General features: G+C 67.3%; 21 protein-coding genes. 14 read left to right on the top strand and 7 right to left on the bottom strand.

What is annotated here, in order from left to right; all coding sequences use genetic code 11:
* Nucleotides 1–638: 638 nt before the first annotated feature.
* Nucleotides 639–3,866 (bottom strand): calcium-binding protein, encoded by a 3,228-nt coding sequence (locus tag EV278_RS22200; RefSeq protein WP_132096137.1) that lies wholly within the window; start codon nucleotides 3,864–3,866, stop codon nucleotides 639–641.
* A gap of 222 nt (nucleotides 3,867–4,088) precedes the next feature.
* Here EV278_RS22200 and EV278_RS22195 point away from each other — a divergent pair, with 222 nt between their 5' ends.
* Entirely contained in the window at nucleotides 4,089–4,880 is a 792-nt protein-coding gene (locus tag EV278_RS22195; protein WP_132096135.1) for an FkbM family methyltransferase, read from the top strand.
* Between the two features lie 147 nt (nucleotides 4,881–5,027).
* Here the strand turns inward: EV278_RS22195 and tkt are convergent, their stop codons facing one another.
* On the bottom strand, nucleotides 5,028–6,998 hold the full coding sequence (gene tkt, locus EV278_RS22190; protein ID WP_132096133.1) for a transketolase: 1,971 nt from the start codon (nucleotides 6,996–6,998) through the stop codon (nucleotides 5,028–5,030).
* Between the two features lie 199 nt (nucleotides 6,999–7,197).
* Here tkt and EV278_RS22185 point away from each other — a divergent pair, with 199 nt between their 5' ends.
* Both EV278_RS22185 and EV278_RS22180 read left to right on the top strand, forming a co-directional pair.
* Entirely contained in the window at nucleotides 7,198–9,234 is a 2,037-nt protein-coding gene (locus tag EV278_RS22185) for an NAD(+) synthase (protein WP_132096131.1), read from the top strand.
* A 99-nt stretch (nucleotides 9,235–9,333) separates the two neighbouring features.
* Nucleotides 9,334–10,650 carry a mannose-1-phosphate guanylyltransferase gene (locus EV278_RS22180; RefSeq protein WP_132096129.1) on the top strand — a complete coding sequence of 439 codons (1,317 nt, stop codon included), beginning with the start codon at nucleotides 9,334–9,336 and terminating at the stop codon, nucleotides 10,648–10,650.
* On the opposite strand, the gene EV278_RS22175 is transcribed toward EV278_RS22180, so the two are convergent.
* Complete coding sequence (locus tag EV278_RS22175) at nucleotides 10,634–11,791, bottom strand: AGE family epimerase/isomerase (protein WP_132096127.1); 1,158 nt, start codon at nucleotides 11,789–11,791, stop codon at nucleotides 10,634–10,636. The two genes, EV278_RS22180 and EV278_RS22175, sit on opposite strands and share 17 nt — an antisense overlap.
* 121 nt (nucleotides 11,792–11,912) lie before the next feature.
* Between EV278_RS22175 and EV278_RS22170 the strand changes: the two genes are divergently transcribed.
* From EV278_RS22170 to EV278_RS22140, 7 genes are all read left to right on the top strand, one after another.
* On the top strand, nucleotides 11,913–12,473 hold the full coding sequence (locus tag EV278_RS22170) for an HAD family hydrolase (RefSeq protein ID WP_132096125.1): 561 nt from the start codon (nucleotides 11,913–11,915) through the stop codon (nucleotides 12,471–12,473).
* 34 nt (nucleotides 12,474–12,507) lie between these two features.
* On the top strand, nucleotides 12,508–13,161 hold the full coding sequence (gene fsa / locus EV278_RS22165) for a fructose-6-phosphate aldolase (RefSeq protein ID WP_132096123.1): 654 nt from the start codon (nucleotides 12,508–12,510) through the stop codon (nucleotides 13,159–13,161).
* Nucleotides 13,162–13,293: 132 nt separating this feature from the next.
* Nucleotides 13,294–13,527 (top strand): hypothetical protein, encoded by a 234-nt coding sequence (locus tag EV278_RS22160; protein ID WP_132096121.1) that lies wholly within the window; start codon nucleotides 13,294–13,296, stop codon nucleotides 13,525–13,527.
* Between the two features lie 102 nt (nucleotides 13,528–13,629).
* On the top strand, nucleotides 13,630–15,030 hold the full coding sequence (locus tag EV278_RS22155; RefSeq protein WP_132096119.1) for a cystathionine beta-synthase: 1,401 nt from the start codon (nucleotides 13,630–13,632) through the stop codon (nucleotides 15,028–15,030).
* Nucleotides 15,031–15,089: 59 nt separating this feature from the next.
* Nucleotides 15,090–15,335 (top strand): type II toxin-antitoxin system ParD family antitoxin, encoded by a 246-nt coding sequence (locus EV278_RS22150; RefSeq protein WP_132096117.1) that lies wholly within the window; start codon nucleotides 15,090–15,092, stop codon nucleotides 15,333–15,335.
* On the top strand, nucleotides 15,336–15,656 hold the full coding sequence (locus EV278_RS22145; protein ID WP_132096115.1) for a type II toxin-antitoxin system RelE/ParE family toxin: 321 nt from the start codon (nucleotides 15,336–15,338) through the stop codon (nucleotides 15,654–15,656).
* Nucleotides 15,657–15,671: 15 nt separating this feature from the next.
* The gene (locus tag EV278_RS22140) at nucleotides 15,672–16,859 is read left to right on the top strand and encodes a PLP-dependent aspartate aminotransferase family protein (protein WP_132096113.1); all 1,188 of its coding nucleotides are present in this window, start codon (nucleotides 15,672–15,674) and stop codon (nucleotides 16,857–16,859) included.
* Here the strand turns inward: EV278_RS22140 and EV278_RS22135 are convergent.
* Complete coding sequence (locus tag EV278_RS22135; RefSeq protein WP_132096111.1) at nucleotides 16,777–17,772, bottom strand: mechanosensitive ion channel family protein; 996 nt, start codon at nucleotides 17,770–17,772, stop codon at nucleotides 16,777–16,779. The two genes, EV278_RS22140 and EV278_RS22135, sit on opposite strands and share 83 nt — an antisense overlap.
* 159 nt (nucleotides 17,773–17,931) lie before the next feature.
* Between EV278_RS22135 and EV278_RS22130 the strand changes: the two genes are divergently transcribed.
* The 4 genes from EV278_RS22130 (at nucleotide 17,932) to EV278_RS22115 (ending at nucleotide 22,169) form a co-directional block, all read left to right on the top strand.
* Nucleotides 17,932–19,092, top strand: a complete 1,161-nt coding sequence (locus tag EV278_RS22130) for a DegT/DnrJ/EryC1/StrS aminotransferase family protein (RefSeq protein ID WP_132096109.1) — start codon at nucleotides 17,932–17,934, stop codon at nucleotides 19,090–19,092.
* A 63-nt stretch (nucleotides 19,093–19,155) separates the two neighbouring features.
* On the top strand, nucleotides 19,156–19,908 hold the full coding sequence (locus EV278_RS22125) for a hypothetical protein (protein ID WP_132096107.1): 753 nt from the start codon (nucleotides 19,156–19,158) through the stop codon (nucleotides 19,906–19,908).
* Nucleotides 19,908–20,789 carry a hypothetical protein gene (locus tag EV278_RS22120; protein WP_132096105.1) on the top strand — a complete coding sequence of 294 codons (882 nt, stop codon included), beginning with the start codon at nucleotides 19,908–19,910 and terminating at the stop codon, nucleotides 20,787–20,789. Before EV278_RS22125 ends, EV278_RS22120 begins: the two co-directional genes overlap by 1 nt.
* Nucleotides 20,790–20,948: 159 nt before the next feature.
* Nucleotides 20,949–22,169 (top strand): multidrug effflux MFS transporter, encoded by a 1,221-nt coding sequence (locus tag EV278_RS22115; protein ID WP_132096141.1) that lies wholly within the window; start codon nucleotides 20,949–20,951, stop codon nucleotides 22,167–22,169.
* Between the two features lie 37 nt (nucleotides 22,170–22,206).
* Here the strand turns inward: EV278_RS22115 and aguB are convergent, their stop codons facing one another.
* The 3 genes from aguB to EV278_RS22100 all read right to left on the bottom strand — a co-directional run bounded on the left by aguB (nucleotide 22,207) and on the right by EV278_RS22100 (nucleotide 26,648).
* Nucleotides 22,207–23,085 (bottom strand): N-carbamoylputrescine amidase, encoded by an 879-nt coding sequence (gene aguB / locus EV278_RS22110; protein ID WP_132096103.1) that lies wholly within the window; start codon nucleotides 23,083–23,085, stop codon nucleotides 22,207–22,209.
* A complete protein-coding gene (locus EV278_RS22105) occupies nucleotides 23,082–24,086 on the bottom strand; it encodes an agmatine deiminase family protein (protein WP_132096101.1) in 1,005 nt (334 codons plus the stop codon). The genes aguB and EV278_RS22105 overlap by 4 nt, the downstream gene beginning before the upstream one ends.
* A gap of 147 nt (nucleotides 24,087–24,233) precedes the next feature.
* Nucleotides 24,234–26,648, bottom strand: a complete 2,415-nt coding sequence (locus EV278_RS22100) for a TonB-dependent receptor (protein ID WP_132096099.1) — start codon at nucleotides 26,646–26,648, stop codon at nucleotides 24,234–24,236.
* Nucleotides 26,649–26,829 lie beyond the last annotated feature (181 nt).

Raw genomic sequence — 26,829 nt, 5'->3', positions numbered from 1 at the left:
CCATCCATGCTGGCCTCCTTCCCAGCCAGCATCTTGAATCAGACGCCAGCTGATTTGGGAATCCCGCGATTCAGCTAAACCTCAACCCGCTCTAGAGTATCGCGCGGAAAAGTGGATGCCGGTTTTCCGCAAAAGCGATGCGAAAACAAAAAGCTAGAGCAAATCGTGCGATTCCTGAATCGCGCGATTTGCTCTAGGCGCGGGGCGAGCAGTTTATGGCAGTTCTCACCGCTTCTTCGCTTGTCACCAGACGGCTAGATGACGCGTTGAGGACTTCTTGTGGGTCCTGCCCTCGGTGGAATCCGCGAGCGCGGGCTGGAAAACGCCCTAAGACGCAACAGGGAAGTCCATAATGTCCGGTTTGACTGCGTCCAGTTCAGCGAATGGAACCGGTGGCTGGACCGACCGTCGCGCGCGGACGAAGAGTTCACGGCCCTGGCCTATCAGCCGTTCGACCGCCGCCGGGATCGCCGTTTCGGCGGAAGGCTGAGACAGGGCGTCGGCCGTCGCGACGTGCTGCTCGAATCGACGTGGGCCTCCGAGCGACTATACGTCACCGCCCGACGCCAAGGCCTTCAGCCTTCGACCCGGATTGGAGGAAAAACGGCCCGCCGTCCGAGGGAAGGCGGGCCGTGTCCTTACCAGAGAATGTCGCTGGCGTGGACGTCAGGGGTCGCGATCAGGATCTGCAGGTCGTTGCCGGTGTTGCCGGCCAGCTGGACGAACAGGTAGGAGGCGTTGGCGTCGGAGACCAGGCTGTAGTGATCGTTGGCGCCGTTGGTGTGCAGGGCGGTCAGGTCGATCTTGTCCACGCCGGTCTGGAAGTCGTGGATGATGTCGGCCGCGCTGGGTGTGGAGTCGGTCTTGGCCAGGAACTTGAAGGTGTCGGCACCGGTCCCGCCAAACAGGGCGTCGGCCGCGCCGCCGCCGATGATCACGTCGTCGCCGGCCCCGCCGACGATGGTCTCGCTGAAGTTCGCCCCCCGCAGGGTGTTGGCCAGTTCGTCGCCGACGATGTAGGCCCCGCCGGTCAGGCCCAGGATGTCGGTGGCGTTGATGTCGTGGATCGAGGCGATCTGGAACACGCCCGAGGCCGAGGCCCCGGCGATGAACGTGCCGCCCTGGTAGTGCAGGATGCTGACGTTGCTGGCGCCCAGGGCCGTCAGGTCCAGCGTGTCCACGCCGGTCTGGAAGTCGTGGATGATGTCCAGCTGGCCGGCGTTGGGGTTGGACTCGGTCGCCGAGCCGTAGACGAAGGTGTCGGCTCCGCCGCGTCCGAACAGGGCGTCGCCGGTGGCGCCGCCGATGATCGTGTCGTTGGCCGAGCCGCCGACGATGGTGTCGTCCTTGGCGCTGCCGATCAGGGTGGCGTTGACGTCCTCGCCCACCAGGTAGACCCCGCCCGTCAGGCCGACGATGTCCGAGCCGTTGATCGCGGTGGTCGAGCCGATCTGCAGGCCGCCGCCCACGCCGCCGCTATTGACGAACGCCCCGCCGTTGTAGCGGAGGATGCTGACGTTCGAGGGCGCCGTCGCCGTCAGGTCGATCTTGTCCACGCCGGTCTTGAAGTCGTGGATGATGTCCAGGTGGGCGTTGTTGGACTCCGCCGCCGACGCATAGCTGAACGTGTTGGTTCCCGCCCCGCCGTACAGGGCGTCGCCGCCGGCCCCGCCGAACAGGGCGTCGTCGCCCGCCCCGCCGACGATGCTGTCGTCGCTTGCGCCGCCGACCAGGGTCATGCCGCTGTCGTCGCCGACGATATAGTAGTTGGTCGCCGTCCCGGTCAGGACATCCGTGGCCCGCACATCGCCGATGGCCGCGATCTGCATGACCCCACCCGACGTCCAGGGGAAGAAGTAGGTCGCCCCCTGATAGTGCAGCATGCTTATATAGGTCGGCTGAAGGGCGGTCAGGTCGATCTTGTCGATGTTCGTCTGGAAGTCCTTGATGATGTCGTAGGCCGACTGGGTTGAGTCGCCATAGGACGTGTACTTGAACACGTCGGGACCACCCGCCCCGGTCAGGCTGTCGCCAGCGCCCTTGCCCCAGATCGTGTCGGCGCCGCTGCCGCCGACGAGCTGGTCGTAGCCGGCCGTGCCGGTCAGGGCCTGGCCGGGAGTCGAAGTGATGACGTCGGACAACACGAAGGCGTTGGTTGACCGCACATAAAGGGTGCCGGCCGTCGTCGTCGCGGCCAGCGTGTAGAAGCCGTTCTCCTGGAGAATCTGGACGCTCTGAGCCTGAACGGCCGAAATGTCGATCTTGTCCACGCCCGACTGGAAGTCGTTGATCTGGGTGGGCGCGATCTGCGGGGTCATCACCGAGTCGGTGGCGGACAAGAAGCGGAAGGTGTCGGCCCCCCCTTCGCCGTGGAGCACCGCCGTGCCCGCCCCCGCGATGATCACGTCGTCGCCGTCGCCGCCCGTGATCAGGTCGCTACCCCCGCCGCCGTAGATCGTGTCGTTGCCGGCGGCGCCCTGGATCACGTTGACATTGGCGTCACCGTAGAAGGTGTCGTTGAAATTCGAGCCCAGGAAGCCCTGGATGTTGGAGAAGGTGTCGCCGGCGGCCTCGCCCGTGTTGGCGCTCGCATTCGTCAGCGAGGCGATCACCCCGACCGTGAGATTGGCGTAGCTGACATAGTTGAAGCCCGTACCGCCATTCAGATGGTCGCCGCCTGGGCCGCCGACCAGGATGTCGTCTCCCGCGCCGCCGTCGATCTGATCGTTGCCGGCCTCACCGAACAGGATGTTGCCGCCCGCGTCGCCGACGATGACGTCGTCGAAGTTCGAGCCGAAGACTCCTTCGATCGCCAAATAGGTGTCGCCGGCCGCTTCGCCGGTGTTGGTTTCCGGGTTGAGAAGCGACACGTGCACTGCGGCGGCCGCAGTGGAATAGGCGGCGTAGTCGAGGCCATTTCCGCCGTCCAGGACATCGGCGCCGAGGTTTCCCTCGATGATGTCGTCACCGTCGCCGCCGTGCAGCTGGTCATTGCCGAAACGGTTTCCGTAGTCGGCTGGAGTGGGGTCGCCGATCAGGTGATTGTTCTGAGCGTCGCCCCACAAGATGTCGGCATAGGGCGTGCCGGCCAGGTCGCCGTTGACCAGGTTGAAATAGGCGTCGCCGGCGGCGTCGCCGGTGTTGATGCCTGGATTCTGCAACGAGGCGGTCAGGCCCGAGGTCGCGGTTTCGTAATCGACCAGGTTCATGCCCACGCCGTTGGCGTAGAGCTTGTCGGCTCCGGCTCCACCGATCAGGACGTTGTAGCCGGAGCCGCCGTGGATTTCGTCGTTTCCGTCCTGCCCCTGCAGCTGGTTGAGGACGCCCTCGTTGCTGCCCCAGATGATGTCGTTGAAATTGCTGCCGATGACGTCCTGGACGTCGACGTAGCTGTCGCCGGCGGCCCAGCCGGTGTTCAGGCTGGGATTGGCCAGCGAGATCGTCAGCCCCGTAGGCGACAGATAGTAGGAGACGGTGTCCTCGTCGCCGCCGCCATCGATCACGTCGATGCCCATGCCGCCCAGGAGGGTGTCCAATCCCGCGCCGCCGTAGAGGTGGGTCACGGAAGTGGTCGTGTAGGCGAAGCCGTAGAGCGCGTCGGCGCCTTCCCTTCCGTAGAGGTCGTTGTTGTTGCCGTCGCCCCAGAGATAGTCGTTGAACGCGCTGCCAACCAGATCCTCGACGCCATGGTAGACGGCGTTCTTGGCCAAGCCGAACGTATCGCTGCTCGAAACAAGATAGGCGCCGACGCCCGCGGTGGCGTTCTCATAGCTGACCGCGGTGGGGCCGGGCCCGCCATTGTAGGTGGCGCCCTGGACCGTGGCGTAGATGACTTCTTCGTCCGAAGGCAGCGGCGTATCGATCATGTCTCACCTGAAACGGGAGGGATTGGGGGGCGCGAAAGCTTGCGAACGAGGCTTTCTAGAACCTATTGATCACCAATTTGTTCACCGCCCCTCTCGGAAGTCGCGACTTTTGGGTGAGAAGCCAAATGCGATCGTGCAACTTGCGCGGATCGGCCGAGCCGCTAAAAGCCGATACCGGACGATGCGCAACGTGTCGCTTCTGTAAAAGACGGATTTCCGGTCATGCTTTCCGAACGTTCCATCACCTTCAGCCGTCCTTACAAGGTGCTTGGCGACGAAGCGGACAGATACTTCCAGATGCTGCCGGAGCACGACCTCTCGGCCCTGTACAATTTTCTGAACCGGAACCGCGACGTGCTCGCCTTGCGGCGGGCCCTGGACGTCGGGGCCAACATCGGCCTGTCTTCGCTGTGCATGATCGACATCTTTCCGGACGTCAGTGTGGTGGCGTTCGAGCCGTCGAAGGAGAACTTCGCTCTCCTGACCCAGAACGTTGCGCTGAACGGTTTCGAGGAGCGGGTTCAGGTCGAGGAATTGGCCGTCGGGGAAGACGACGGCGAGTTCGGCTTCGATTTCAATCCGGACTTCGCGGCTGGCAGCCGCCTCAGCGTGAGCGCCGACGGCAGCAGCTACAAGGTCCATGTCGTGCCGCTCGATGGTCACTTGAAACCTGGGCAGGGGCCCATCGATTTCATCAAGATCGATGTGGAGGGGAACGAGATCGCTGCGCTGCGCGGTGCGCGCCGCATCCTCTCGGAAGACCGGCCCGTGGTGTTCTTTGAATGCAACCCGACGGCCATCGCCGTGGGCGACGACGACCTTGGAGGGTTCCTGGCCAGGGCTATGGAGATCCTGGGCCCGCTGGGCCGCGTGGAGCCGATCAGCGGCGAGCTGTTCGAACTGCCCGGTTCGCCCGACCAGGCGGCCAAGGCGCTGAAGGCCAGGATGACGAGCCAGTATGACGTGTTCGACCTGGTGAACCTGAAGCCAGGCCTGGAGGTACGCGCGCTCTAGCGATCCTGAGGAACGGCCCCGCCGGGACCGGCGGGGCGGGTTCCGCTAGAGCATCGCGCGGAAAAGTGGACGCCGGTTTTCTGCAAAAGCGATGCGAAAACAAAAACCTAGAGCAAATCGTGCGATTCCTATATCGCGCGATTTGCTCTAGATCGCCGCCGCCGCCGCCGCCGCCGCCGCCTCGGCCGTGATCCCGAACTCCTTGTAGAGCCGCTCATAGGGCGCGCTGGCGCCGAAGCCGGTCATCCCGACGAAACGGCCGTCCACGCCGATGAAGCGCTCCCAGCCCATGCGGACGGCGGCCTCGACGGCGATGCGGACCGGGGCCGTCCCGATGACGGAAGCCTGGTACGCGGCGTCCTGCTGCTCGAACAGTTCCCAGCAAGGAGTCGAGACGACGCGGGTGGGCTTGCCCTGGCCCTGCAGGATGTCGCGGGCCGCCACGGCGACCGAGACTTCCGTGCCCGAGGCGAAGATCGTCACCGCCGCCTCGCCGCCATCGGCGGCCAGCAGCTCGTAGGCGCCCTTGGCCGACAGGTTCTCGGCGGCCGTGTCGCGCACGCCCGGGACCTTCTGGCGCGACAGGCACATCACCGAGGGGGTGGCGGCCTGCTGCAGGGCGAGCTTCCAGCACTCGGCGGTCTCGACCGCGTCGGCCGGACGGAAGACCAGCAGGTTGGGGATGGCGCGCAGGGAGGCCACGTGCTCGACCGGCTGGTGGGTGGGGCCGTCCTCGCCCAGGCCGATGGAGTCGTGGGTCATCACGTGGATCACCCGGGCCTGCATCAGGGCGCCCAGGCGGATGGCCGGCCGGCTGTAGTCGGCGAAGGCCAGGAAGGTGCCCGAATAGGGAATGACGCCGCCGTGCAGGGCCATGCCGTTCATCGCCGCGGCCATGCCGAACTCGCGCACGCCGTAGTGTACGTAGCGGCCGGCGTAGTCGGGCGCGTCGAACGGCTTCATGCCCTTGACGAAGGTGTTGTTCGAGCCGGTCAGGTCGGCCGAGCCGCCGACCATGTCGGTGATGGTCGGGATCAGCTGGTCCAGAGCCGCGCCCGAGTGGACGCGGGTGGCGTTGCCCGGCTTGGTGCGGGCGGCTTCGGCGATGTGGGCGTCCAGCGCCTTGAAGGCGTCAGCCGGCAGCTCGCCCTTCATGGCGCGGGCGAAGTCGTCGGCCAGGGGCGAGGCGGCGACGGCCGCCTCCCAGGCCTTGCGGACCTTGGCGCCGCGGCGCCCGACGCTCTTCCAGGCCTTGGCGATGTCTTCCGGCACGGTGAACGGCGCGGCGTCCCAGCCCATGGCCAGGCGCGCGTCGCGGATCTGGTCGTCGAACAGGGTGTAGCCGTGGCTGTGGGGATCGCCTTCCTTGGGGCCCGCGCCCTTGGAGATCAGGGTCTTGCAGGCGATCAGGGTCGGGCGATCCTGCTTGGTCGCCCAGCGCAGGGCGGCGGCGATCTTGCCGTGGTCATGGCCGTCGACGGCCTTGACCGCCCAGCCGGCCGCCTTGAACCGGGCCAGCTGGTCGCCGGTTTCGGCGATGGTGGCCTCGCCGTCGATGGTGGTGTTGTTGTCGTCGAACAGCACCGTCAGCTTGCTGAGCTTCAGGCGGCCGGCCAGGCTGATCGCCTCGTGGCTGACGCCCTCCATCAGGCAGCCGTCGCCGGCGATCACCCAGGTGCGGTGATCGACGACGTCCTGGCCGAACCGCGCGGCCAGATGAGCCTCGGCCATGGCCATGCCGACCGCCGTGGCCAGGCCCTGGCCCAGCGGGCCGGTAGTGGTCTCCACGCCCGGGGTGTGATGCACCTCCGGGTGGCCGGGGGTCAGCGAGCCCCACTGACGGAAGTTCTCGACCTCCTGCATCGTCACGGCCTTGAAGCCGGTCAGGTGCAGCAGGGAATAGAGCAGCATCGAGCCGTGGCCGGCAGACAGCACGAAGCGGTCGCGGTCGGCCCAGTCCGGCTTGGACGCATCGAACTTCAGGAACTTGCCCCACAGCACCGTGGCCACGTCGGCCATGCCCATCGGCATGCCCTGGTGGCCGGACTTGGCCTTGTGGACGGCGTCCATGGAAAGGACGCGGATCGCGTCGGCCATCTTGACGGGCGAAACGGGCATGGGAGTTCCGGGTTGTTCTTGTTCGGCGGGGCTGCGCGAGGCCGCGAGTCGCACGATGACCCCCTGGGGTCAACCCGCGAGCCGGCCCGCGAGCTCCGCCGGAACGCCTGCGTGGGCGCTATGCAACAACGTCCGCACGCGTTATAGCTGGAGACAGGCTTATGCTCATTTTTAGCATAACTTCGAAAGGCCGGGTCTCTTGAGTTCTCCGTCGTTCTTCTCGCCCTATCGCCATGGCTTCGTCCGGGTCGCCACAGCGGTCCCGAAGGTCAAGCTGGCCGACCCGGCCGCCAACGCCCAGGGCGTGCTGGCCCTGGTGCGCCAGGCCCACGAAAGCGGTGTCGCGGTGCTGGTGCTGCCCGAGCTGGGCCTGACCGGCTACACGGTCGACGACCTGGTGCAGCAGGACGCCCTGCTCGACGCGGTCGAGGCGGCGATCGCCACCCTGGCGCAGGAGAGCAAGACCCTGTCGCCGCTGTTCGTGGTCGGCGCGCCGCTGCGTGACGCCGGCCGGCTCTACAACACCGCCGTGGCCATCCAGGCTGGTCGGGTGCGGGCGGTGGTCCCCAAGAGCTTCCTGCCCAACTATCGCGAGTTTTACGAGCGCCGTTGGTTCACGCCCGGCGCGGGCGTTGTCGGCCGCACCCTGGACCTGGCCGGCCAGGCTGCGCCGTTCGGGACGGACGTCCTGCTGCGCAACCTTGGCCCATCCGCCTTCACCGTCGGGATCGAGATCTGCGAGGACGTCTGGACCCCCGCCCCGCCCAGCACCGCCCAGGCCATGGCCGGGGCCGAGATTCTGCTGAACCTGTCGGCCAGCAACATCACCATCGGCAAGTCCGAGACCCGCCGTCTGCTGTGCGCCAGCCAGTCGGCCCGGACGATCGCCGCCTATGTCTATTCGGCGGCCGGCGCGGGCGAGAGCTCGACGGACCTGGCCTGGGACGGCCATGTCGACATCCACGAGATGGGAAACCTGCTGGCCCAGAGCCCGCGATTCTCGACCGGCCCGGTGATGGCCATGGCCGATGTCGATGTCGCCCGGCTGCGGCAGGAGCGGATGCGGGTCGGCAGCTTCGGCGACTCCACCACGCTGAGCTCACCGGAAACGCCGTTCCGCATCGTGCCGCTGGACTTCGCGCCGCCGGCCGGCGACCTGCCGCTCGTCCGGCCAATCGAGCGCTTCCCGTTCACGCCGTCCGACCCGACCAAGTTGGCCGAGAACTGCTACGAGGCCTACAACATCCAGGTTCAGGGCCTGGCGCGCCGCGTCGAGGCCACGGGCTCCCGGAGCCTGGTGATCGGGGTTTCCGGCGGGCTGGACTCGACCCACGCCCTGATCGTCGCCGCCAAGGCCATGGACCAGCTAGGCCGGCCGCGCTCGGACATCCGCGCCTATACCCTGCCGGGCTTCGCCACCTCCGAGGGCACCAAGTCCAACGCCTGGAAGCTGATGACGGCCATGGGCGTCACCGCCGAGGAGCTCGACATCCGCCCGACGGCCCAGCAGATGCTGGCCGATCTCGGCCATCCGTTCGCCAAGGGCGAGCCCGTCTATGACGTGACCTTCGAGAACGTCCAGGCCGGCCTGCGCACCGACTATCTGTTCCGTCTCGCCAACCACCACCACGGCATGGTGGTCGGCACAGGCGATCTTTCGGAGCTGGCGTTGGGCTGGTGCACCTACGGGGTCGGCGACCAGATGAGCCACTACAACCCCAATTCCGGGGTGCCCAAGACCCTGATCCAGCACCTGATCCGCTTCGTCGCGGCCTCGGGCGACGTGGACGCTGAGACCAGCGACCTGCTGGAGGACATCCTGGCCACCGAGATCTCGCCGGAACTGGTGCCGGGCGAGGAAGTCCAGGCGACCGAAAGCTTCGTGGGCCCCTACGCCCTGCAGGATTTCAATCTCTACTACCTGACCCGCTACGGCATGGCGCCGTCGAAGATCGCCTTCCTGGCCTGGACCGCCTGGCATGACGCCGCCGCCGGCGCCTGGCCGGCCGGGATCCCGGAAGCCGCCAAGCGGACCTACGACCTGCCGGAGATCAAGCGCTGGCTGGCGCTGTTCCTGAAGCGGTTCTTCGCCAACCAGTTCAAGCGCTCGGCCATGCCCAACGGCCCGAAGATCTCGTCTGGCGGGGCCCTCTCGCCGCGCGGCGACTGGCGCATGCCGTCGGACGCGACGGCGGACGCCTGGTTGGCCGAGCTCGACGCGGGAACCCCCGCCTGACGCCGAAAAGCGTCGACGTTTTCAATATGTCTCTGGTTCGGGAGGGGCGATGTGCTACCTCACGGGTTGTAACGACTGAGTTTTTTGTTGGGGGGAGTCTTGGCCGCTATCTATCCGGTGATCCTTTGCGGAGGATCGGGAACCCGTCTTTGGCCAGCCTCGCGCGCCGACCGTCCCAAACAGTTCCTGAAGCTGATCGGCGATCGTTCCAGCTTCCAGGACACCATTCTGCGGGTTGCGGACCTGCCGGGCGCAGACGAGATCGTGGTGGTCACGGGCAAGGCCATGGCCGAGTTGGTCGAACGTCAGGCCTTGGAGCTGGGCGCCAAGCTGACGGTGATCATCGAGCCCGAGGCGCGGGACTCCGCGCCGGCGGTCGCCGCCGCCGCGGCCTACGTGCATTCGGTGTCGCCCGATGGGGTGATGCTCATGCTGGCGGCCGACCATCACATCGCCGAACCCGAGATGTTCCGCGAGGCGGCGCTGGTGGCGGTCGAGGCGTCCAAGACCGGCTTGATCGTCACGTTCGGCGTGCAGCCGACCTCGCCCGCGACAGGGTTCGGCTACATCAAGCCGGGCGACGCCCTGCCGGGCGGCGTCAAGGCGGTGGCGGCGTTCGTCGAAAAGCCCGACCTGCCCAGGGCCAAGGCCTATATCGAGGATGGCTACTACTGGAACAGCGGCAACTTCGCCTTCACGGCCAAGACGCTGCTGGACGAGCTGGCGATCTTCGAACCGGCGATCCGCGACGGCGCGATCGAGTCGGTGCGCGACGGCCGGCGCGACGGCGTGCGGCTGCACCTGGATCGAGAGGCCTTCGGCCGGACCACCAAGAAGTCGCTGGACTATGCGGTCATGGAGCGCACCAGCCGCGCCGCGGTGGCGCCGGCCGCCTTTACCTGGTCCGATCTGGGCGCCTGGGACGCGATCTGGGAAGCTTCGATCCGCGACGCCGAAGGCAACGCCGCCAGCGGCGACGTCCATCTGATCCGGTCCAAGGGGGTGCTGGCGCGGTCCACGGGGCCCTTCGTCGGGACGATCGGCGTCGAGGACCTGCTGATCGTCGCCGAGCCCGACGCGGTGCTGGTCTGCAGGCGCGACGACGCCCAGGGCGTCAAGACCCTCGTTGACGTGCTCAAGGCCAGCGGCCGCGATATCGCCCATCGCCACGCCATCGCCATAAGCGGCGGCGTCGAGCGTCAGCCGGTGACAAAGTCGGCCAAGGCCGAGGTCCAGATCTGGCGTCTGGAAGCCGGCGCGGTGGCCAGCCTGCCGTCCAGCTCCATCCAGGTTCTGGATGGAGAGCTGGTCGCGGAAGGTGCGACCTATGCGGCCGGCGCCCGCGAGGACCTGCACTCGCCGACCCTGGTCCGCGCCGCGGCGACCAGCGCTGTGCTGGTCACGATGTGGCTTTGACCGCCTGGTCCAGCTCCAGGACCGCGCAGACGATGTGGTAGAACGAGCTGGCGGGCGCGGCTTCGTCAACGAAGGTCCCGTCCGCCCGCAGCTTGTCGCGCCACAGGCCCTTCACCGGCACGTCGAAATACTTCAGGAGCGCCTCGGCGCCGTTGGCGGCCGTGGCCCACCAGCGTGCGTCGCCGGTGACCCGGGCCGCTAGGACGCCGGCCTTGATCTGTTCGGTCTGGGCCCAGAGGCGGGCGATGTCGTCGTGCACGCTCATGTCGTCCAGCAAGGCGAAGATCGCCACGCCGCGCTTGGGGTCGACGCCGGGGCCCTCGCCGATCTCGATCATCCGCAGCGCCGCCTTCTTCGCATCGTCGCGGCCGGCCAGTTTGCCCCAGCGCAGCAGCAGCCAGGCCCATTCGAACTGGTGGCCGGGCTCGATGATCCGACCGTCGATCCCGGGCGCCGGATTCCAGTCGCCGTCATAATATTCACGAAGACCGCCGCTCTTCGGGTCGATGAACTTGCTCAGCGCCAGTTCCGCGATCTCGTCGGCCATGGCCCGCCACCGGCCATCGCCGCCGGTCTCCACCCAGGCGAGGCTGGCCTCGAACAGGTGCATGTGCGGGTTTGACAGCAGCGGCAGGGTGCGCGGGACGCTTTCCTCGAAACCCGCCACGGGGTGTTTGAGCGTCGCGTAGAGCGCGTCGCGCAAGCCGGTCGCCAGAGCCGGCAGGTCGGCGCGTTCGGGCAGCACCGAGCTGGCCATGGCCAGGCCGAACAGGCCGAAGGCCTGGTCGTAGAGGTCGACCTTGTCGTCCAGCGGCGAGCCGTCGCTGGCCACCAGGGTGCGCATGAAGCCGTCGGGGCGGCGGTACTTGCTCAGATAGAAGTCCAGGCCGTGTTCCAGCGCCTGCTTCCACGGGCCGTCCCAGCCCAGCAGGCCGGCCACCGCGTACGAATAGATCTGCCGGGGCTGGACCCGCGCCCGCCGCGGCGCCTCTACCGGCGTCCCGTCCAGGGCGATCTTCTCGAAGAAGCCGCCGTTGACCCTGTCGGCGCCGACCTCCCACCAGATCGGGAAGGCCTGTTCCAGGGCCCAGGCCTTGAGGTCGTCGCGCAGGCGGACAAGGCGGGCGAAGTCGTCGGTCATCTGCGGTCCTTGGAGGGCGGGGGCGGTTTCGAAAGGTTCGCCGTTCTAGGCCGTCCCGCCGGGGTTCGCCAAGCCCGCCCGCCGCCTTGTCGCGTCGCGAGGCCTGGCGTAAGGCCAGGGCATGTCCGGAAAAGCGCCGCTGAAAGCCGTCTTCCTCGATCGCGACGGGGTGCTGAACCTCGACCACGGCTATGTCTGCGAGCCCGAGCGGCTGGACTGGATCGAAGGGGCCCGGGAGGCGGTCGCGGCGCTGAACGCGGCCGGCGTGAAGGTGCTGGTGGTCACCAACCAGTCCGGCGTGGCGCGCGGCTATTTTACGGAAGCTCAGGTCGACGCTTTCCACGACGCTCTGCAGGCCGGACTGGCCGAGGCGGGCGGGCGGATCGACGCTTTCTATGTCGCGCCCCACCACGCGGACGCCGTCGAGGATCGCTACCGCCATCCCGACCATCCCGACCGCAAGCCCAACCCGGGCATGATCCTGCGCGGGTTGGCCGAGTGGGCGCTGGCGCCGGAAGAAACCGTGCTGATCGGCGACAAGGGCTCGGACGTCGAGGCCGCCCGTCGGGCCGGCGTCGAGGGACTGAAGTTCCCCGGCGGCGACCTGCTGGCCTTCCTGCGCCAAAGCCTCGGCGAGCGTTTTCCGGCCGCCGGCCTTGGCGCGGGATCGCGGGACCGATAAACGAACTCAAACCTCCGGAACAAAGCCCAAACCCATGCAAATCTTCCTCGACAGCACCGACACCAAGGTCATCGCCGACCTGGCCTCCACCGGCCTGGTGGACGGGGTGACCACCAATCCGACCCTGATCGCCAAGGCCGGCCGCCCGATGCTTGAGGTGATCGCCGAGATCTGCGACCTGGTGCCGGGCCCGATCAGCGCCGAGGTCGCCGCGACCACGCACGAGGCGATGATCGCCGAGGGCAAGAAGCTGGCCGCTATCGCCCCGAACGTGGTCGTCAAGATCCCGCTGACCCGCGACGGCCTGATCGCCTGCGCGGCCTTCGCCGGCGAAGGCATCTCGACCAATGTCACCCTGTGCTTCTCGCCGACCCAGGCCCTGCTGGCCGCCAAGGCCGGCGCGACCTACGTCTCGCCGTTCATCGGCCGCCTGGACGACTACGGCTTCGACGGCATGGACCTGATCCGCGACATCCGCGCGATCTACGACAACTACGGCTACGAGACCGAGATCCTGGCCGCCTCGGTGCGCAATGTCGCCCACGTCAAGGACGCGGCCATCGTCGGCGCCGACGTGGTTACCACCCCGCCGGCCGTGTTTGGCGACCTGTTCAAGCATCCCCTGACCGACAAGGGGCTGGAGCAGTTCCTGAAGGACTGGGCGGGGACCGGGCAGTCGATCCTCTAGACGCGGGCGATCCGCCTGATTATCGCGCGACCCCGGATTTGATCCGGGGTCGTTTTATTGTGCAGCTGCGAAGAGCGTTCGCATTTGCGAATTCGTGCGTTAGGCTCCTGGCAATCATCCGGGAGCGCGCCCATGAACGCCGCCGACATCGCCGTCGAGATCTGCATCGCGTCCGCCGAGGAAGCCCTGCGCTTCTCGGCCTTCGTCCAGGCCTTCCTGTCGCGCAACGGCTTTCCGTTCGTGATGATCCACAATGCTCCGGATCTTTCGGGCGAGCGTCGCAAGGTGGTGTTCGAGGACGCCGGGGTCGGCCGCAAGTTCGCCCGCGAATGGCGGCTGGACAGGCTCGCCGCCTGCGGGGCCTGAGGCGGCGCAAGCGCTTGCGGTCAAGCTCGCGTAACGGTGTTTGCGCTTTCGCGAAACGGGCATAGATAGGGAGATCATTTCTCTCTGTCGCCGAGTTGCGCCATGAACGACCCCAAATCCACCCTTCCTCCGGTCGTCGGTTCCGCGCTGGATCTGATCGGCCGCACGCCGATGGTCGAGGTTCGCAACCTCGACACTGGCCCGTGCCGGCTGTTCCTGAAGCTGGAGAACCAGAACCCCGGCGGCTCGATCAAGGATCGCGTGGCCCGCTCGATGATCGATGCGGCCGAGGCCGATGGCAGCCTCAAGCCAGGCGGTACGATCATCGAGGCCACGGCCGGCAATACGGGCCTGGGCCTGGCCCAGGTGGCGACCCTGAAGGGCTACAAGCTGATCCTGGTGGTGCCCGACAAGATGGCGCGGGAGAAGATCCTGCACCTGCGGGCCATGGGCGTGGACGTACGCCTGACCCGCAGCGACGTCGGCAAGGGCCACCCGGAATACTACCAGGACATGGCCCAGACCCTGGCCCAGTCGATCCCCGGCGCGATCTATGTCAACCAGTTCGAGAACCCGGCCAATCCGATGGCCCACGAGACCACGACCGCCCCCGAGATCTTCGAGCAGATGGACGGCGACATCGACGCGGTGGTGGTCGGCGTCGGCTCCGGCGGCACCCTGACGGGCATCGGCCGGTTCATGGCCAAGCATTCGCCGAAGACCCAGATGGTGCTGGCCGATCCCGTTGGGTCGATCCTTTGCGACTACGTGGCGACCGGAACCTATGGCGAGGCCGGCTCGTGGATCGTCGAGGGCATCGGCGAGGACTTCATCCCGGCCAACGCCCAGATGGACTTCGTGCGGAAGGCCTATTCGATCAGCGACCGCGAGAGCGTCGACACCGCCCGCCTGCTGCTGCGCAAGGAAGGCGTGCTGGCGGGCTCGTCCTCGGGCACCCTGCTGGCGGCGGCGCTGCGCTGGTGCCGCGAGCAGACCGAGCCGAAGCGGGTGGTGACCCTGGTCTGCGACACCGGCGCCAAGTACCTGACCAAGATGTTCAACGACATGTGGCTGGCCGCCCACGGCTTCGACCAGCGCGAGCTGCACGGCGACCTGCGCGACCTGATCGCCAAGCGCTACGCCGACGGCGGGGTGGTGGCCATCGGGCCGGACGACACCCTGCTGACCGCCTACAACCGCATGCGCAGCAGCGACATCAGCCAGCTGCCGGTGGTCGACCATGGCAAGCTGGTCGGCATCCTCGACGAGAGCGACATCCTGGCCGCCGTCGAAGGGGCCGACGACGACCGCGGACCCAAGTTCAAGACCCCTGTCGGCAAGGCCATGACCAAGGCGGTCAACACGCTGCAATCGACGCAAGGCGTCGACGCCCTGCCGGAGGTCTTCGACCGCGACGAGGTGGCCCTGGTCTGCGACGGCGACGAGTTCGTCGGGGTGATCACCCGGGTGGACCTGATCAACCATCTGCGGCTCAGCGCGTGAACTCTTGCGTCCCGATCCGAGGAAGCACATTCTATGTCAAGGTTTGACATGAGGTCGCCATGTCCACGAACGTCCATCTGACGCCGGCGCTTGAAAAGTTCGCCAAGGACTGCGTGACGGAGGGTCGCTACAACAATGTCAGCGAAGTTGTGCGTTCAGGTTTGCGCCTGTTACAGGAAGCCGAAGAGCGCCGCCGGTTTATGGCGATGCTGGAAGCGATCGAGGCCGAGATCGATCGGGGCGAGTTCGTCACTCACGACGAGATGATGGCTGAACTGGACGCCATCATCGAAGCCGCCGAATAGATGATCCGGGCGATCCTATCGGTTCCAGCCCAACGTGACGTTGCGGCCGCCGCCCTATTTATCGCCAAGGACAGCAAAGCCGCCGCGCGGACCTTTCAGTTGAAAATGTCGGCGCTGCTGACCCAGCTGGGGAATTTTCCGCAGACTGGAACGGCTCGACCGGAGATTGTCGGCGCCCCCTACCGGTTCGCACCGCTCCTGGGCTTTCCCTATGTCGCCATCTACAACGCCGCGCGCCGACCACCGATCATCATGCGCGTACTTCACGGTTCGCAGGATCTTCCGGCGATCCTTCAGAACTTGCCGCAAAACCAAGCCTAGCCTGAAAGCTCCCGCATGACCGACATCCCCGGCAAGAACCGCCTGGCCTTCGCCACCCGCACGATCCATGGCGGCCAGTTCCCCGATCCGACCACCGGGGCGGTGATGGTGCCGATCTACGCGACCTCGACCTATGTCCAGTCCAGCCCCGGGGAGCACAAGGGCTTCGAATACAGTCGCAGCCACAACCCCACCCGCTTCGCGTTCGAGCGCTGCATCGCCGACCTGGAAAGCGGGACGGCCGGGTTCGCCTTCGCCTCGGGTCTGGCGGCGGCCTCGACGATCCTGGAGATCCTCGACAGCGGCGCCCACGTGATCGCCAGCGACGACCTCTATGGCGGCTCGTTCCGGCTGTTCGACAAGGTGCGCAAGCGTTCGGCCGGCCTGACCTTCAGCTTCGTCGACATGGGCGACCTCTCCGCCATCGAGGCGGCGATCACGCCGGCCACGAGGATGATCTGGGTCGAGACGCCGACCAATCCCATGCTGCGTCTGGCGGATCTGGCGGGCATCGCCGCGCTCGCGAAAAGGCACGGCCTGATCACCGTGGCCGACAACACTTTCGCCAGCCCGTTCGTCCAGCGGCCGCTGGAGCTGGGCTTCGACATCGTCATGCACTCGGCCACCAAGTACCTGAACGGCCACTCCGACGTCGTGGCGGGGGTGGCGGTGGTCGGCGACAACGCCGAGATCGCCGACAAGCTGAGGTTCCTGCAGAACGCCGTCGGGGCGGTGCTGGGGCCGTTCGACAGCTTCCTGGTCCTGCGTGGGGTCAAGACCCTGGCCCTGCGCATGCAGCGGGCCTGCGACAGCGCCTTGACCATCGCCAAGTGGCTGTCGACCCGCAAGGACGTGGCCCGGGTGATCTATCCCGGCCTGCCCAGCCATCCGCAGCACGACCTGGCCCGCCGCCAGATGCAGGGCGGGTTCGGCGGGATCATCTCGGTCGAGCTGAAGGGCGACGTGAACACCGCCCGGCGGGTTCTGGAGCGCACACGCCTGTTCACCCTGGCCGAAAGCCTGGGCGGGGTGGAGAGCCTGATCGAGCATCCGGCCATCATGACTCACGCCTCGATCCCCGCCGATCAGCGCGCGGCCCTCGGCATCTCCGACACCCTGATCAGGCTTTCGGTGGGGATCGAGGACTGCGAGGACCTGATCGCCGACCTTTCAGAGGCCCTAGGCGGGGGTGGGGCAGCCTGAACAGGTGATGTTCGGCGTCGCCGGGCATGGCCGGCGACGGATCGGGCGCCTTCGAGGGCCTCGGCGGGGGCAGCACGCGGGTCGGGTCCTCGGCCCACAGGTGGGCGGCCAGCATCAGGTCGGTCTTGACCGGGCCGTAGTCCTCCTTGGCGGTCCAGACGCGGATGGCGGCCTGGGCGAAGGCTTCGCTGAGGTCGACCACCTCGATCATCGGCGCGGGGTCCTTGCGCACCCGCGGATCGCCTTCGGCCCGTTCGCGCATCTTCTGCAGCACCGTGACCAGGTCGGTCTTCAGCGGCACCTTGAACACCACGTCCGCCCGGCGATGGCGGTGGGTCGAGTAGTTGAGGATGACGTCGCCGAACACCTTGCTGTTGGGGATCATCACCTTGACGTTGTCGGGCGTGGCGATCTCGGTGAACAGAAGGTCCAGCGACTTGACCGTGCCGTTGCGGGTCGAGGTCTCGATCACGTCGCCCACCTTGTAGGGCCGAAACAGCAGGATCATCACCCCGGCGGCTACGTTCGACAGCGCGCCCTGCAAGGCCAGGCCGATGGCCAGGGACGCCGCGCCCAGCACGGCGAGGATAGACGTGGCCTGCACGCCCAGCTGCTGCAGCACCGCCACCAGGCCGACGGCGACGATGGCGTAGCGGACCAAGGAGGAGACGAAGCTTTCCAGGGTCGGGTCGGGATTGTTGCGATGCATCCGGCCCAGGCCGCGCTTGGCCACGCCCGCCAGCCAGCCGGCCACCCAGAAGGTGACCACCAGGATCAGGGTGGCCACGACCAGGTTCACCGCCAGCCTGCCCAGCCAGTCGAGGAAATGGCCGAACATCGTCTCGTCGGCCTTCACATTGGCCAGGGAGGGCAGGGACGTGTCGGCGGGGATCAGGCTGGGCTTGGTCTGCATGAAACTCTCGATGGCGCCCCCGCCCCGAACCGTCAACGACGAGCCGTCAACGAACCAGGGTCCGCCGCGTTCCGCCAAAGGCGCCGCTTCGCTCCGGGGAAACACTCGGTTACATCAATTGGCTCGAACCTCGATCGATCCGCCTCTAAGAGCGCCGCCATGAGCATGTCCTTCATCGACCTCGCCGCGCAGCAGCGCCGTATCCGCGCCAGGATCGACGCCGCCATCGCCGTCGTCCTCGACAGCGGCGCCTATGTCATGGGCCCGCAGGTCCGCGAGTTTGAGGCCAGGCTGGCGGCGTTCGGCCAGGCCCAGCTGGCCCTGTCGTGCGCCAACGGCACCGACGCCATCGCCCTGCCGCTGATGGCCTGGGACGTGGGCCCCGGCGACGCGGTGTTCTGCCCGTCCTTCACCTTCGCGGCGACACCCGAGGTCGTGCCGTGGGTCGGCGCCACGCCGGTGTTCGTCGACGTGCTGCCCGACACCTTCAACCTGGATCCCGTCAGGCTCGAAGCCGCGATCGCCGGGGTGAAGGCCGAGGGAAGGCTGACGCCGAGAGTGGTGATCGCCGTCGACCTGTTCGGCCAGCCCGCCGACTATCCAGCCATCAAGGCCATCTGCGACCGCGAGGGTCTGAAGCTGATCGCCGACAGCGCCCAGGGCTTCGGCTGCACCCTGGACGGCAAGCATCCTCTGCACTGGGCCGACGTGGCCACCACCAGCTTCTTCCCAGCCAAGCCGCTGGGCTGCTACGGCGACGGCGGGGCGGTGCTGACCGACGACCAGGGCCTATGGGACCTGATGGACAGCTTCCGGGTGCACGGCAAGGCCGTGGCGCCTGACCTGGTCGGCCGCACGTTTGACCACGACACCAAATACCTGAACACCCGCATCGGCATGAATTCGCGGCTGGACACCCTCCAGGCGGCGATCCTGATCGAGAAGCTGGCGATCTTCGCCGAGGAGATCGCGCTGCGCCAGATCGTGGCCGACCGTTACGCCGAAGGCCTGAAGGGCGCGGTGATCGCCACGCCCAAGGTCATCGACGGCGGCGTGTCGGTCTGGGCCCAGTACGTGATCGAGCACGAGAACCGCGACGGCCTGGCCGCCCACCTGAAGACCCAAGGAATCCCGACGGCGGTCTACTATCCTGTCCCGATGCACGTGCAGGCCCCGTATTCCGGCTTCCCGCGCGGGGCCGGCGGCCTGCCGGTGACCGAGGCCAAGGCCGAGACAGTGCTGGCCCTGCCGATGCACCCGTACCTGCCGCAGGCCGATCAGCAGCGCATCATCGACGCGATCCGCACCTTCAACGGCTAAGCTGCGCCCCATTCGCGCCTCACCCGGGGGTAATGTGGCTTCGAAGTGGATTCGAAGGTTCAGATGCACGATCCGGTAACGTCGTTCGTGGTCGCGGTGTTCGGCATGCCCGGCGCCGCCCTGTTGATGGCGGCGGCCATCCTGGTCTTCGCCGTCGCGCTGATCTTCCAGTCGGGCCACTTCGAATACGTGCCGCTGATGGACGACCTGCGCCGTCGCGCCGACCTGCTGAACGACCTGCGGGACGATCGCCAAAAGGCGTTCGCCGAGGCCTTCGAGGCGATCGACAAGCGGCTGGGCGGCGTAGCCCATCCCGTGCTGGAACTCGGCTGGGCCCACTACCGTAGTCAGTTGACGCCGACTGAAGATGGACGTCTGGCCGCTTCCATCCACGCGGCCGACGCCTTCGACTTGGCCGACACCCCAGCCCGCACCCTGGAATGGTGGGCCAACATCATGGTCGCCATCGGCCTGGTCATCACCTTCATGGGCATCGTGGCGGCCCTGACCGAGGCGACCTCGGCCATGACCGGCGGCGGCGCGGCCATGCAGGGCGCCCTGATCAATCTGCTGACCATCGCCGCCACCAAATTCTGGACCTCGATCGCCGGCGTCCTGGCCTCGATCATCCTGCGCCTGGCGGCGCGGCGACGGCGCCAGGCCATCGAGGCCCAGGAGGCCCACTTCTTCGCCCTGCTGGACGCCTGCGTCCGCTTCGCGCCGCCGGAAAAGGTGATGCTGGAGCAGCTGACGGTGCTGGGCCGCATCGAGGCGGCCCTGACCCGGGTCGCAGCCACGCCCCGGGGCGTGGCCTGATGCGGCGCAAGCGCGGCCGGACGGTCGATGTCGAAGAGGGGGAAAGCTACTACGTCTCGATGACCGACATGATGGTGGGGGTGATCTTCATCTTCATCATCATGCTCAGCTATTTCGCCTTCGAGTTTCGCTCGACCACCGCCAAGCTGACCACGGCCAAGCACCCGGAGACGGCGGCCCTGTTGCAGACGGCCGCCAATCTGACGCCCAAGAGCGCCGACATCGAGATCGACTACAAGGCCCAGGTGCTGTGCGTGCCCGAGACGACCTTGTCGGAGACCGGGCAGGGCGCGGCCGGCCAGCGACGCTGCTTCGCCTTCTCCCCCCCGACCCAGGCCTCGACCCAGACGGCCTCGGCGGTCGATGCGCAGAAGCTGCTCATGCAGGGGCTGGACGCGGACCTGCGCGACGCCAACGCCCCGATCACCGGCGATCCCGCGAGCGGTTCGCTCAATTTCCGCGCCGACCAGCTCTTCGTCGCGGGCTCGGCCGATCTTTCGCCCGGCGGCCAGCGGATCGCCGGCGCGGTCGCTCAGACCCTCATGCGCCGGCTGCCCTGCCTGGGCTTCGGCGTGCCGGCCGGCGCCGACTGTGCCGGCGGCGCGAAGCTGACGGTGGTCAACGTCACCAGCCAGACCAATCTCGACGCCTTCAGCGCCGAGGGGCAGCAGGCCGCCGCCCTGGCCCTGCAGCGCGCCGCGGCCTTCCACCGGGCCCTGACGGCCGCCCAGCCCGGCCTGGCCGCCCTGCGCAACGCCCCGCCCGGACAGCCCGGCTCGCAACCCCTGCTGCGGGTGGCCAGCGTGGGCCAGTCGCAGGAGGGCGCGTCCAAGGTCGGCGACGATCAGACGGTGAGCATCCAGTTCCAGATGGCCCCCTGAGGCGAAGTCCGTTTGGCGAGCGGGCGAGCCTGACCTATATCGCGACCACAGCGTCTCGCGCCCGCCGGCGCTTCGGCGTCCCGGCCCGTGAAGAAGAGCGTCATGTCGTCCCGTCCCCTTGCCGCCGCGCCAAGCCCTGATTCCGGTCCGCATCCCGGCATGGGCTTTGGCCAGTTCGTCGCCTTGATCGCCGCGATGATGGCCACCAACGCCCTGGCCATCGACTCGATGCTGCCCGCCATGCCCCAGATCGGCCACGCTCTGGGCGTGACCGCCGACAACGATCGGCAGTGGATCCTGACCGCCTACCTGCTGGGCTTCGGCGCGGCCCAGATCGCCTACGGACCGCTGGCCGACCGCTATGGCCGCAAGCCGGTGCTGCTGGTTGGCCTGTCGCTTTACGTCGTTTTCGCGGCCGCCTGCGCCTTCGCCGCGTCGTTCGAGATGCTGCTGGCCGCCCGCGCCCTGTGCGGGGTCGGGGCGGCGGCCACCCGGGTGCTGTCCGTGTCGATCGTCCGTGACTGCTACAGCGGCCGGCAGATGGCGAGGGTGATGTCGCTGTCGTTCATCGTCTTCCTGGGCGTGCCGATCATCGCCCCATCGGTGGGCCAGGCCATCCTCCTGGTCGCGCCCTGGCCCTGGGTGTTCGGCGTCCTGTCGATCTTCGGCCTGGCGGTGATCGCCTGGTCGTGGCTCAAGCTGCCGGAAACCCTGCACCCGCAGGACCGCGTGCCCCTGGAGGTCGCGCCGGTGCTGGCGGCGTTCAAGGAGTGCCTGACCAACCGGATCGCCGTCGGCTACACCCTGGCCGCCACCCTGGTGCTGGGCGGGCTGTTCGGCTTCCTCAACTCGGCCCAGCAGGTGTTCGTCGACGTGCTGGGGGCGGGCAAGGCGTTCCCGCTGATCTTTGCCGGCATCGCCGCCGGCATCGCGATCTCGTCCCTGATCAACTCGCGCATCGTCGGCCGCCTGGGCATGCGGCTGGTCTCGCACGTCGCCTTGCTGGGCTATATCGGCTTCGCGGCGGTCCACGCCCTGGTCGCGCTGAGCGGCCATGAGACCCTGTGGACCTTCTCGCTGCTGCAGGCGGGCATGATGTTCTGCTTTGGCCTGGTGATGTCGAACTTCGGCTCAATCGCCATGGAGCCGCTGGGCCACCTGGCCGGCACCGCCGCCTCGGTGCAAGGTTTCATCACCACGATCGGGGGGGCGCTGTTCGGCTTCTGGATCGGCCAGCTGTTCGACGGCACCACCGTGCCCCTGACGCTGGGCTTCGCGGGCTTCGGCGTCGCGGGGCTCCTGGCCGTGCTGATCACCGAGAAGGGCCGGATGTTCCATGCCGGGGCGGGCGCGGCGACCGAGAGCGCCGCAGTCCACTAAGGCGGCCCTCGTCGGTCCCAGGGGCCCGGCGCGGCGATCAGGCCGGGCGGCCGCTGGACAGGGCCGTGTAGAACTCCGGCCGGCGGTCGCGGAAGAAGCCCCAGGCCGCGCGGTGGGTCTGCAGGAAGTCCAGGTCGAAGGTCGCCTCGACGATTCCCTCGTCGGCCCGGCCCAGCTCGCTGACCAGGTCGCCGCGATGGTCGGCGACGAACGATGAGCCGTAGAAGGTCTGGCCGCCGTTGGGATAGCCGTCCCAGCGCTCGAAGCCGATGCGGTTGGCGCCGACCACCGGGATCACGTTGCTGACCGCGTGCCCCTGCATGGCCCGCCGCCACGGCAGGGCGGTGTCCAGGCTGGGGTCATGCGGCTCGCTGCCGATGGCGGTGGGGTAGAACAGGCACTCGGCGCCCATCAGGGCCATGGCGCGGGCGGCTTCGGGGTACCACTGGTCCCAGCAGATGCCGACGCCCAGGCGACCGAAGCGCGTGTCCCAGACCTTGAAGCCCGTGTCGCCCGGCCGGAAGTAGTACTTTTCCATATAGCCGGGGCCGTCGGGGATGTGGCTCTTGCGATAGAGGCCCAGCAGGCTTCCGTCGGCGTCGGCCATGACCAGGCTGTTGAAATAGTGCGGGCCTTCCTTCTCGAAGATCGAGATCGGGATCACCACGCTCAGCTCGCCGGCCAGGGGAGCGATGGCCTTGACCACCGGGTGCTCGCGCCACGGATGGGCTTCCGCGAACCACCGCTCCTCCTGGGCGACGCAGAAATACGGCCCCTGGAACAGCTCGGACGGCAGGATCACCTGGGCGCCCTTGGCGGCGGCCTCGCGGATGAAATGCTCGGTCTTCTTGATATTCTCCGCCAGGTCCATCCCGTACGCGGTCTGGATCGCGGCGACGCTGAGGGTGCGGCTCATTCGCCGGGCTCCTGCTGGCTGATGCAATGGAACGAGCCGCCGCCGGTCAGGATGGCGGTGGAGGCCAGGCCGATCACATCGCGTTCGGGGAACAGGCCGCGGATCACCTCGACGGCGAAGGCGCCAGACTCCTCGGCGTAGATCGGCACGATCACCGCCTCGTTGGCGATCAGGAAGTTCATGTGCGAGGCGGGGATGATCTCGCCGTCCTCATCGATGATGCGGCCGGGCGAGGGGATGCGCACCACCTGCAGGGGCGAGCCGCGGCTGTCGGTCATCGAGGCCAGAGCCCGGGCGGTCTCGGCATAGACCTCGGCGTTGGGGTCGTCGGTTCCGAACGCCATCGGGCAGGCGACCACGCCCGGCGCGACGAAGCGGGCCAGGTTGTCGACATGGCCGTCGGTGTGGTCGTTCAGCAGGCCGTCGCCCAGCCACAGCACCTTTTTGGCGCCCAGGGCGGCGGCCAGGGCGGCGCTGGCCCTGGCCTCGTCCCAGTCGCCGTTGCGGTTTTCGTTCAGCAGGCACTGGCGGGTGGTCAGGACCGTGCCGGCCCCGTCATGGTCCAGCGCCCCGCCCTCCAGGACGAAGGCGTTGCGGGCCAGGGGGGCGCCGCTGGCCGCGGCGATCTGCTCGGCGACGATGTCGTCGCCCTCCAGCTGGTACTTGCCGCCCCAGCCGTTGAATTTGAAGCCGGCCGCCACCGCGCCGCCGGCGGTCTCGACGAAGATCGGGCCGGTGTCGCGCAGCCAGATGTCGCCGAACTGGCCGCGGACGATCTCGACGGAGGTGTCGGACAGGCGGGCGCGGGCCGCGGCCTCGGCCTCGTCGCCGACCACCATCAGGCGCACGCGCTCGCCGCCGGGACCGGCCAGGGCGCGCGCCAGGGCGGCGACCTCGTTCTGGGCCTGGTCGAGATCTTCCTGCCAGAGCTCGGCATGGCTGGGGAAACCCACCCACATGGCGCGGTGCGGAGCCCACTCGGCGGGAACGGTCGGGGTCATGGCGAAAACCTGGATCGAAACGGGAGGCGCAAATGGGCCGGGACGGCCCCGGGGTCAAGCCGCCCTTCTAGCAAGAAGGTGCGACAAAAGAAAAAGGGCGGCCCGTTTCCAGGCCGCCCCCGTTCTCAAGTCCGCCGTACGCCGCGCTTAGAACGCGGCGTGCAGGGTGATGCTGGCCGTGCGCGGATAGCCCGGCTGGCCCAGGCCCGTGCCCGACGGGTTCACAGCCAGGTCGCCGAGGTACTTCTCGTTGGCCAGGTTCTTCACGTTGATCTGGACGTAGGTGTCCTTCAGGCCGAAGCCGTCCAGCTTGTAGCGGGCGTCCATGTCCAGCAGGGCGTAGTGCGGCACCTTTTCGGTGTTGACCAGGTTGGTCCAGCGCTCGCCGACGTACTTGGCCTGAACGCCGAGGCTGAGCGCCTCGGTGATGTCCCAGTCCACGCGACCGACGGCTTGGTACTTCGGCGCTTCGTAGAGCTCCTTGCCCTTGGTCAGCAGCAGGGTGCCCAGCGCGGTGCCGGGGATGTTTTCCTGCAGTTCCGAGTCCGCATACGAGAACGAGGCGTAGAAGCTGATGTAGTCTTCCGGCTTGAAGCCGAACTGGGCGTCGAAGCCCTTCAGCTTGACGTCGCCGACATTGACCGAGAAGGCGATGTTGTCCTGCTCGTTGAAGGCGCGCTCGATGCGGTTCTGGAAGCTGGTGTAGTAGACCGAAGCGGCCAGCATGACGGTCGGCGACTGGAAGCGATAACCGACGTCGTAAGCCTGGGTGGTTTCGGCTTTCGGGCTGGTCAGCTTCTTGTCGTACAGGTCGTCGGTGCGCGGCGCCGACAGGGTCTCGGCGTAGCTGGCGTAGACCGACTGGTGGTCGGTCAGGTTGTAGCTGGCGGCGATGTTCGGCAGGACCTTGTCGTACTTGCGGGTGAACTCGCGCGGACGACCATATTGGGTCGCGCCTTGACCCGGCAGGGTGACCAGGGTCTGGCCGGCGCCGTCGTTGCTGCCCGCCACGGCCGTCGGGGTCTGGTTGGTGCAGTAGGCCGTGAAGGTGTCGGCCTGATAGCAGAAGTTATGCAATTCGCGCTTGAGGAACGGCGCCCGCAGGCCGACGTTCAGCAGGACCTTGTCGTCCATGAACTTGCCGCGATATTCGGCCGAGATCTGGTTCAAGGTGGCGACCGAGACGCGGTCGCGCTTGCGCAGGATGCTGCCGTCCGACAGCTTGATCGACTTGCCGTAGCCGTCCTTGCCGCCGAACACGTCGTTCGGCGTCGTGTCGCCGCTGAACGTCGTATATTCGCCGGTCTGGCGGTGGTGGGCTTCGTCGAAGGTGTAGGCGACGCGGAAGCTCTGATTGTCGGCGAACTTCCAGATCAGCGACGACGTCAGGCCGTAGCGGCGGGTGTTGGTCGTGTTCGGCGCGTACAGCAGGACGGTGTCGAGGATGTCGCCGTCGCCGTTCAGGTCCAGGCCCCCGGTCAGGGCGCTGCCGCGGATGATGCCGCTGCCCGTGCCGTTGCCGCTCTCGTTGAACAGGCCGCGACCGCCGCCGTTGGCCAGCACATACTGGAACGACGGGTCGACGGTCAGGATGAAGTTGTCGCCGATGTGGAACAGCGACTGGCCGCGGATGTTGCCCGTGTTCGACGGGTTGATGTTGTACTTGTAGCAGGTGCCCGCGTTGACATCGATCTGGGCCGTGCCGGCCACCGGGGTCGGACGGGCGCAGGTGGCGCGGCTGTAGCCGACGCCGGTGCCGGCCTGGAAGGCGGCCAGCGACATGCGGTTGATGAAGTTGTTGCGGTTTTCGTTGTAGTTGAAGATCAGGCTGACGAAGTCGCCGTTGTCGCCGATCGGCTGATAGATCCGCGCGTTGTACTGTTTCTTGTGGATCTTGCCCGGGCCGTTGAACACGTCGTTGATCGCGTCGGCGTAGCTGAACCAGGCGCTGGTGCCGAACGGGCCGACCTTGCCGGTGTCGATTACGCCGAAGAAGCGGCGGAAGTTGCCGTCGCCGGCCTGGGCTTCGATCACGCCGCCGAACTCCTCGGCGGGCTTGCGCGTCACGTAGTTGATGGTGCCGCCGGCCGCCGCGGCCGTGGGGCTGTCGACGTCGGTGGTGCCGGTGTTGACGTCGACCTTGGCGATCAGCTCCGAATCCAGCTGCTGGTTCGGATAGATGGCGTAGTTGCCGCTGTCGTTCAGCGGAACGCCGTCCTGCAGCAGGGCGATGCGTTGCGAGTCGAAGCCGCGGATGGTGATGTCGCCGCCGGCCGAGCCATAGGCGTCATTGTTGGTGAAGTTGACGCCGGGCAGCAGGTTCAGCGAGTCCAGAATCGTCTGGCCTGGCACCTGGCGGGCGATGAATTCCTGGGTGATGGTCGAACGCGATTTCGGCACGACTTGCTGAACAATCGCGCCGTTCTGGTTCCGCTGACCCGCGGCGGTGACCACGACCTGTTCGACGGCGTCCGTACCGGTCGACTGGGCCATGGCGGCGGTGGCGCTGAGCAGGCAGCCGACCAGGGCGGTCGACGCCAGGCAGGCGAGCTTTTTCGTCATCATTTTAATCTAGTCCCCTCGTTCGGATCGCGACGGGGCGCATGAACCCCGTCGGACCACTCATTGTGGGGTTGTTTAGCGACCTATTTAGAAGGTTTGGTGACGGAAAGGCCACGATCGCCGATAAACCCGCCACAGCGACGCCGCTTGCGGAAGATTTAGTCAGCGTCCTCTTACTTAT

This window comes from Caulobacter sp. BK020, assembly GCF_004342605.1.
In the GTDB taxonomy this organism is placed as follows: Bacteria; Pseudomonadota; Alphaproteobacteria; order Caulobacterales; family Caulobacteraceae; genus Caulobacter.
Note: the sequence above shows the minus strand (reverse complement) of the source record. Positions and strands in the feature narration are given on the sequence as shown.

Bases quoted from the DNA above. Each gene is read 5' to 3' on its own strand.
- EV278_RS22140 (WP_132096113.1), top strand. From the start codon at position 15,672: ATGACCGACATCCCCGGCAAGAACCGCCTGGCCTTCGCCACCCGCACG.
- EV278_RS22135 (WP_132096111.1), bottom strand. From the start codon at position 17,772: ATGCAGACCAAGCCCAGCCTGATCCCCGCCGACACGTCCCTGCCCTCC.
- EV278_RS22115 (WP_132096141.1), top strand. From the start codon at position 20,949: ATGGGCTTTGGCCAGTTCGTCGCCTTGATCGCCGCGATGATGGCCACC.
- tkt (WP_132096133.1), bottom strand. From the start codon at position 6,998: ATGCCCGTTTCGCCCGTCAAGATGGCCGACGCGATCCGCGTCCTTTCC.
- EV278_RS22150 (WP_132096117.1), top strand. From the start codon at position 15,090: ATGTCCACGAACGTCCATCTGACGCCGGCGCTTGAAAAGTTCGCCAAG.
- EV278_RS22145 (WP_132096115.1), top strand. From the start codon at position 15,336: ATGATCCGGGCGATCCTATCGGTTCCAGCCCAACGTGACGTTGCGGCC.
- aguB (WP_132096103.1), bottom strand. From the start codon at position 23,085: ATGAGCCGCACCCTCAGCGTCGCCGCGATCCAGACCGCGTACGGGATG.
- EV278_RS22170 (WP_132096125.1), top strand. From the start codon at position 11,913: ATGTCCGGAAAAGCGCCGCTGAAAGCCGTCTTCCTCGATCGCGACGGG.
- EV278_RS22130 (WP_132096109.1), top strand. From the start codon at position 17,932: ATGAGCATGTCCTTCATCGACCTCGCCGCGCAGCAGCGCCGTATCCGC.
- EV278_RS22200 (WP_132096137.1), bottom strand. From the start codon at position 3,866: ATGATCGATACGCCGCTGCCTTCGGACGAAGAAGTCATCTACGCCACG.
- EV278_RS22195 (WP_132096135.1), top strand. From the start codon at position 4,089: ATGCTTTCCGAACGTTCCATCACCTTCAGCCGTCCTTACAAGGTGCTT.
- EV278_RS22160 (WP_132096121.1), top strand. From the start codon at position 13,294: ATGAACGCCGCCGACATCGCCGTCGAGATCTGCATCGCGTCCGCCGAG.
- EV278_RS22100 (WP_132096099.1), bottom strand. From the start codon at position 26,648: ATGACGAAAAAGCTCGCCTGCCTGGCGTCGACCGCCCTGGTCGGCTGC.
- EV278_RS22155 (WP_132096119.1), top strand. From the start codon at position 13,630: ATGAACGACCCCAAATCCACCCTTCCTCCGGTCGTCGGTTCCGCGCTG.
- EV278_RS22105 (WP_132096101.1), bottom strand. From the start codon at position 24,086: ATGACCCCGACCGTTCCCGCCGAGTGGGCTCCGCACCGCGCCATGTGG.
- fsa (WP_132096123.1), top strand. From the start codon at position 12,508: ATGCAAATCTTCCTCGACAGCACCGACACCAAGGTCATCGCCGACCTG.
- EV278_RS22120 (WP_132096105.1), top strand. From the start codon at position 19,908: ATGCGGCGCAAGCGCGGCCGGACGGTCGATGTCGAAGAGGGGGAAAGC.
- EV278_RS22125 (WP_132096107.1), top strand. From the start codon at position 19,156: ATGCACGATCCGGTAACGTCGTTCGTGGTCGCGGTGTTCGGCATGCCC.
- EV278_RS22175 (WP_132096127.1), bottom strand. From the start codon at position 11,791: ATGACCGACGACTTCGCCCGCCTTGTCCGCCTGCGCGACGACCTCAAG.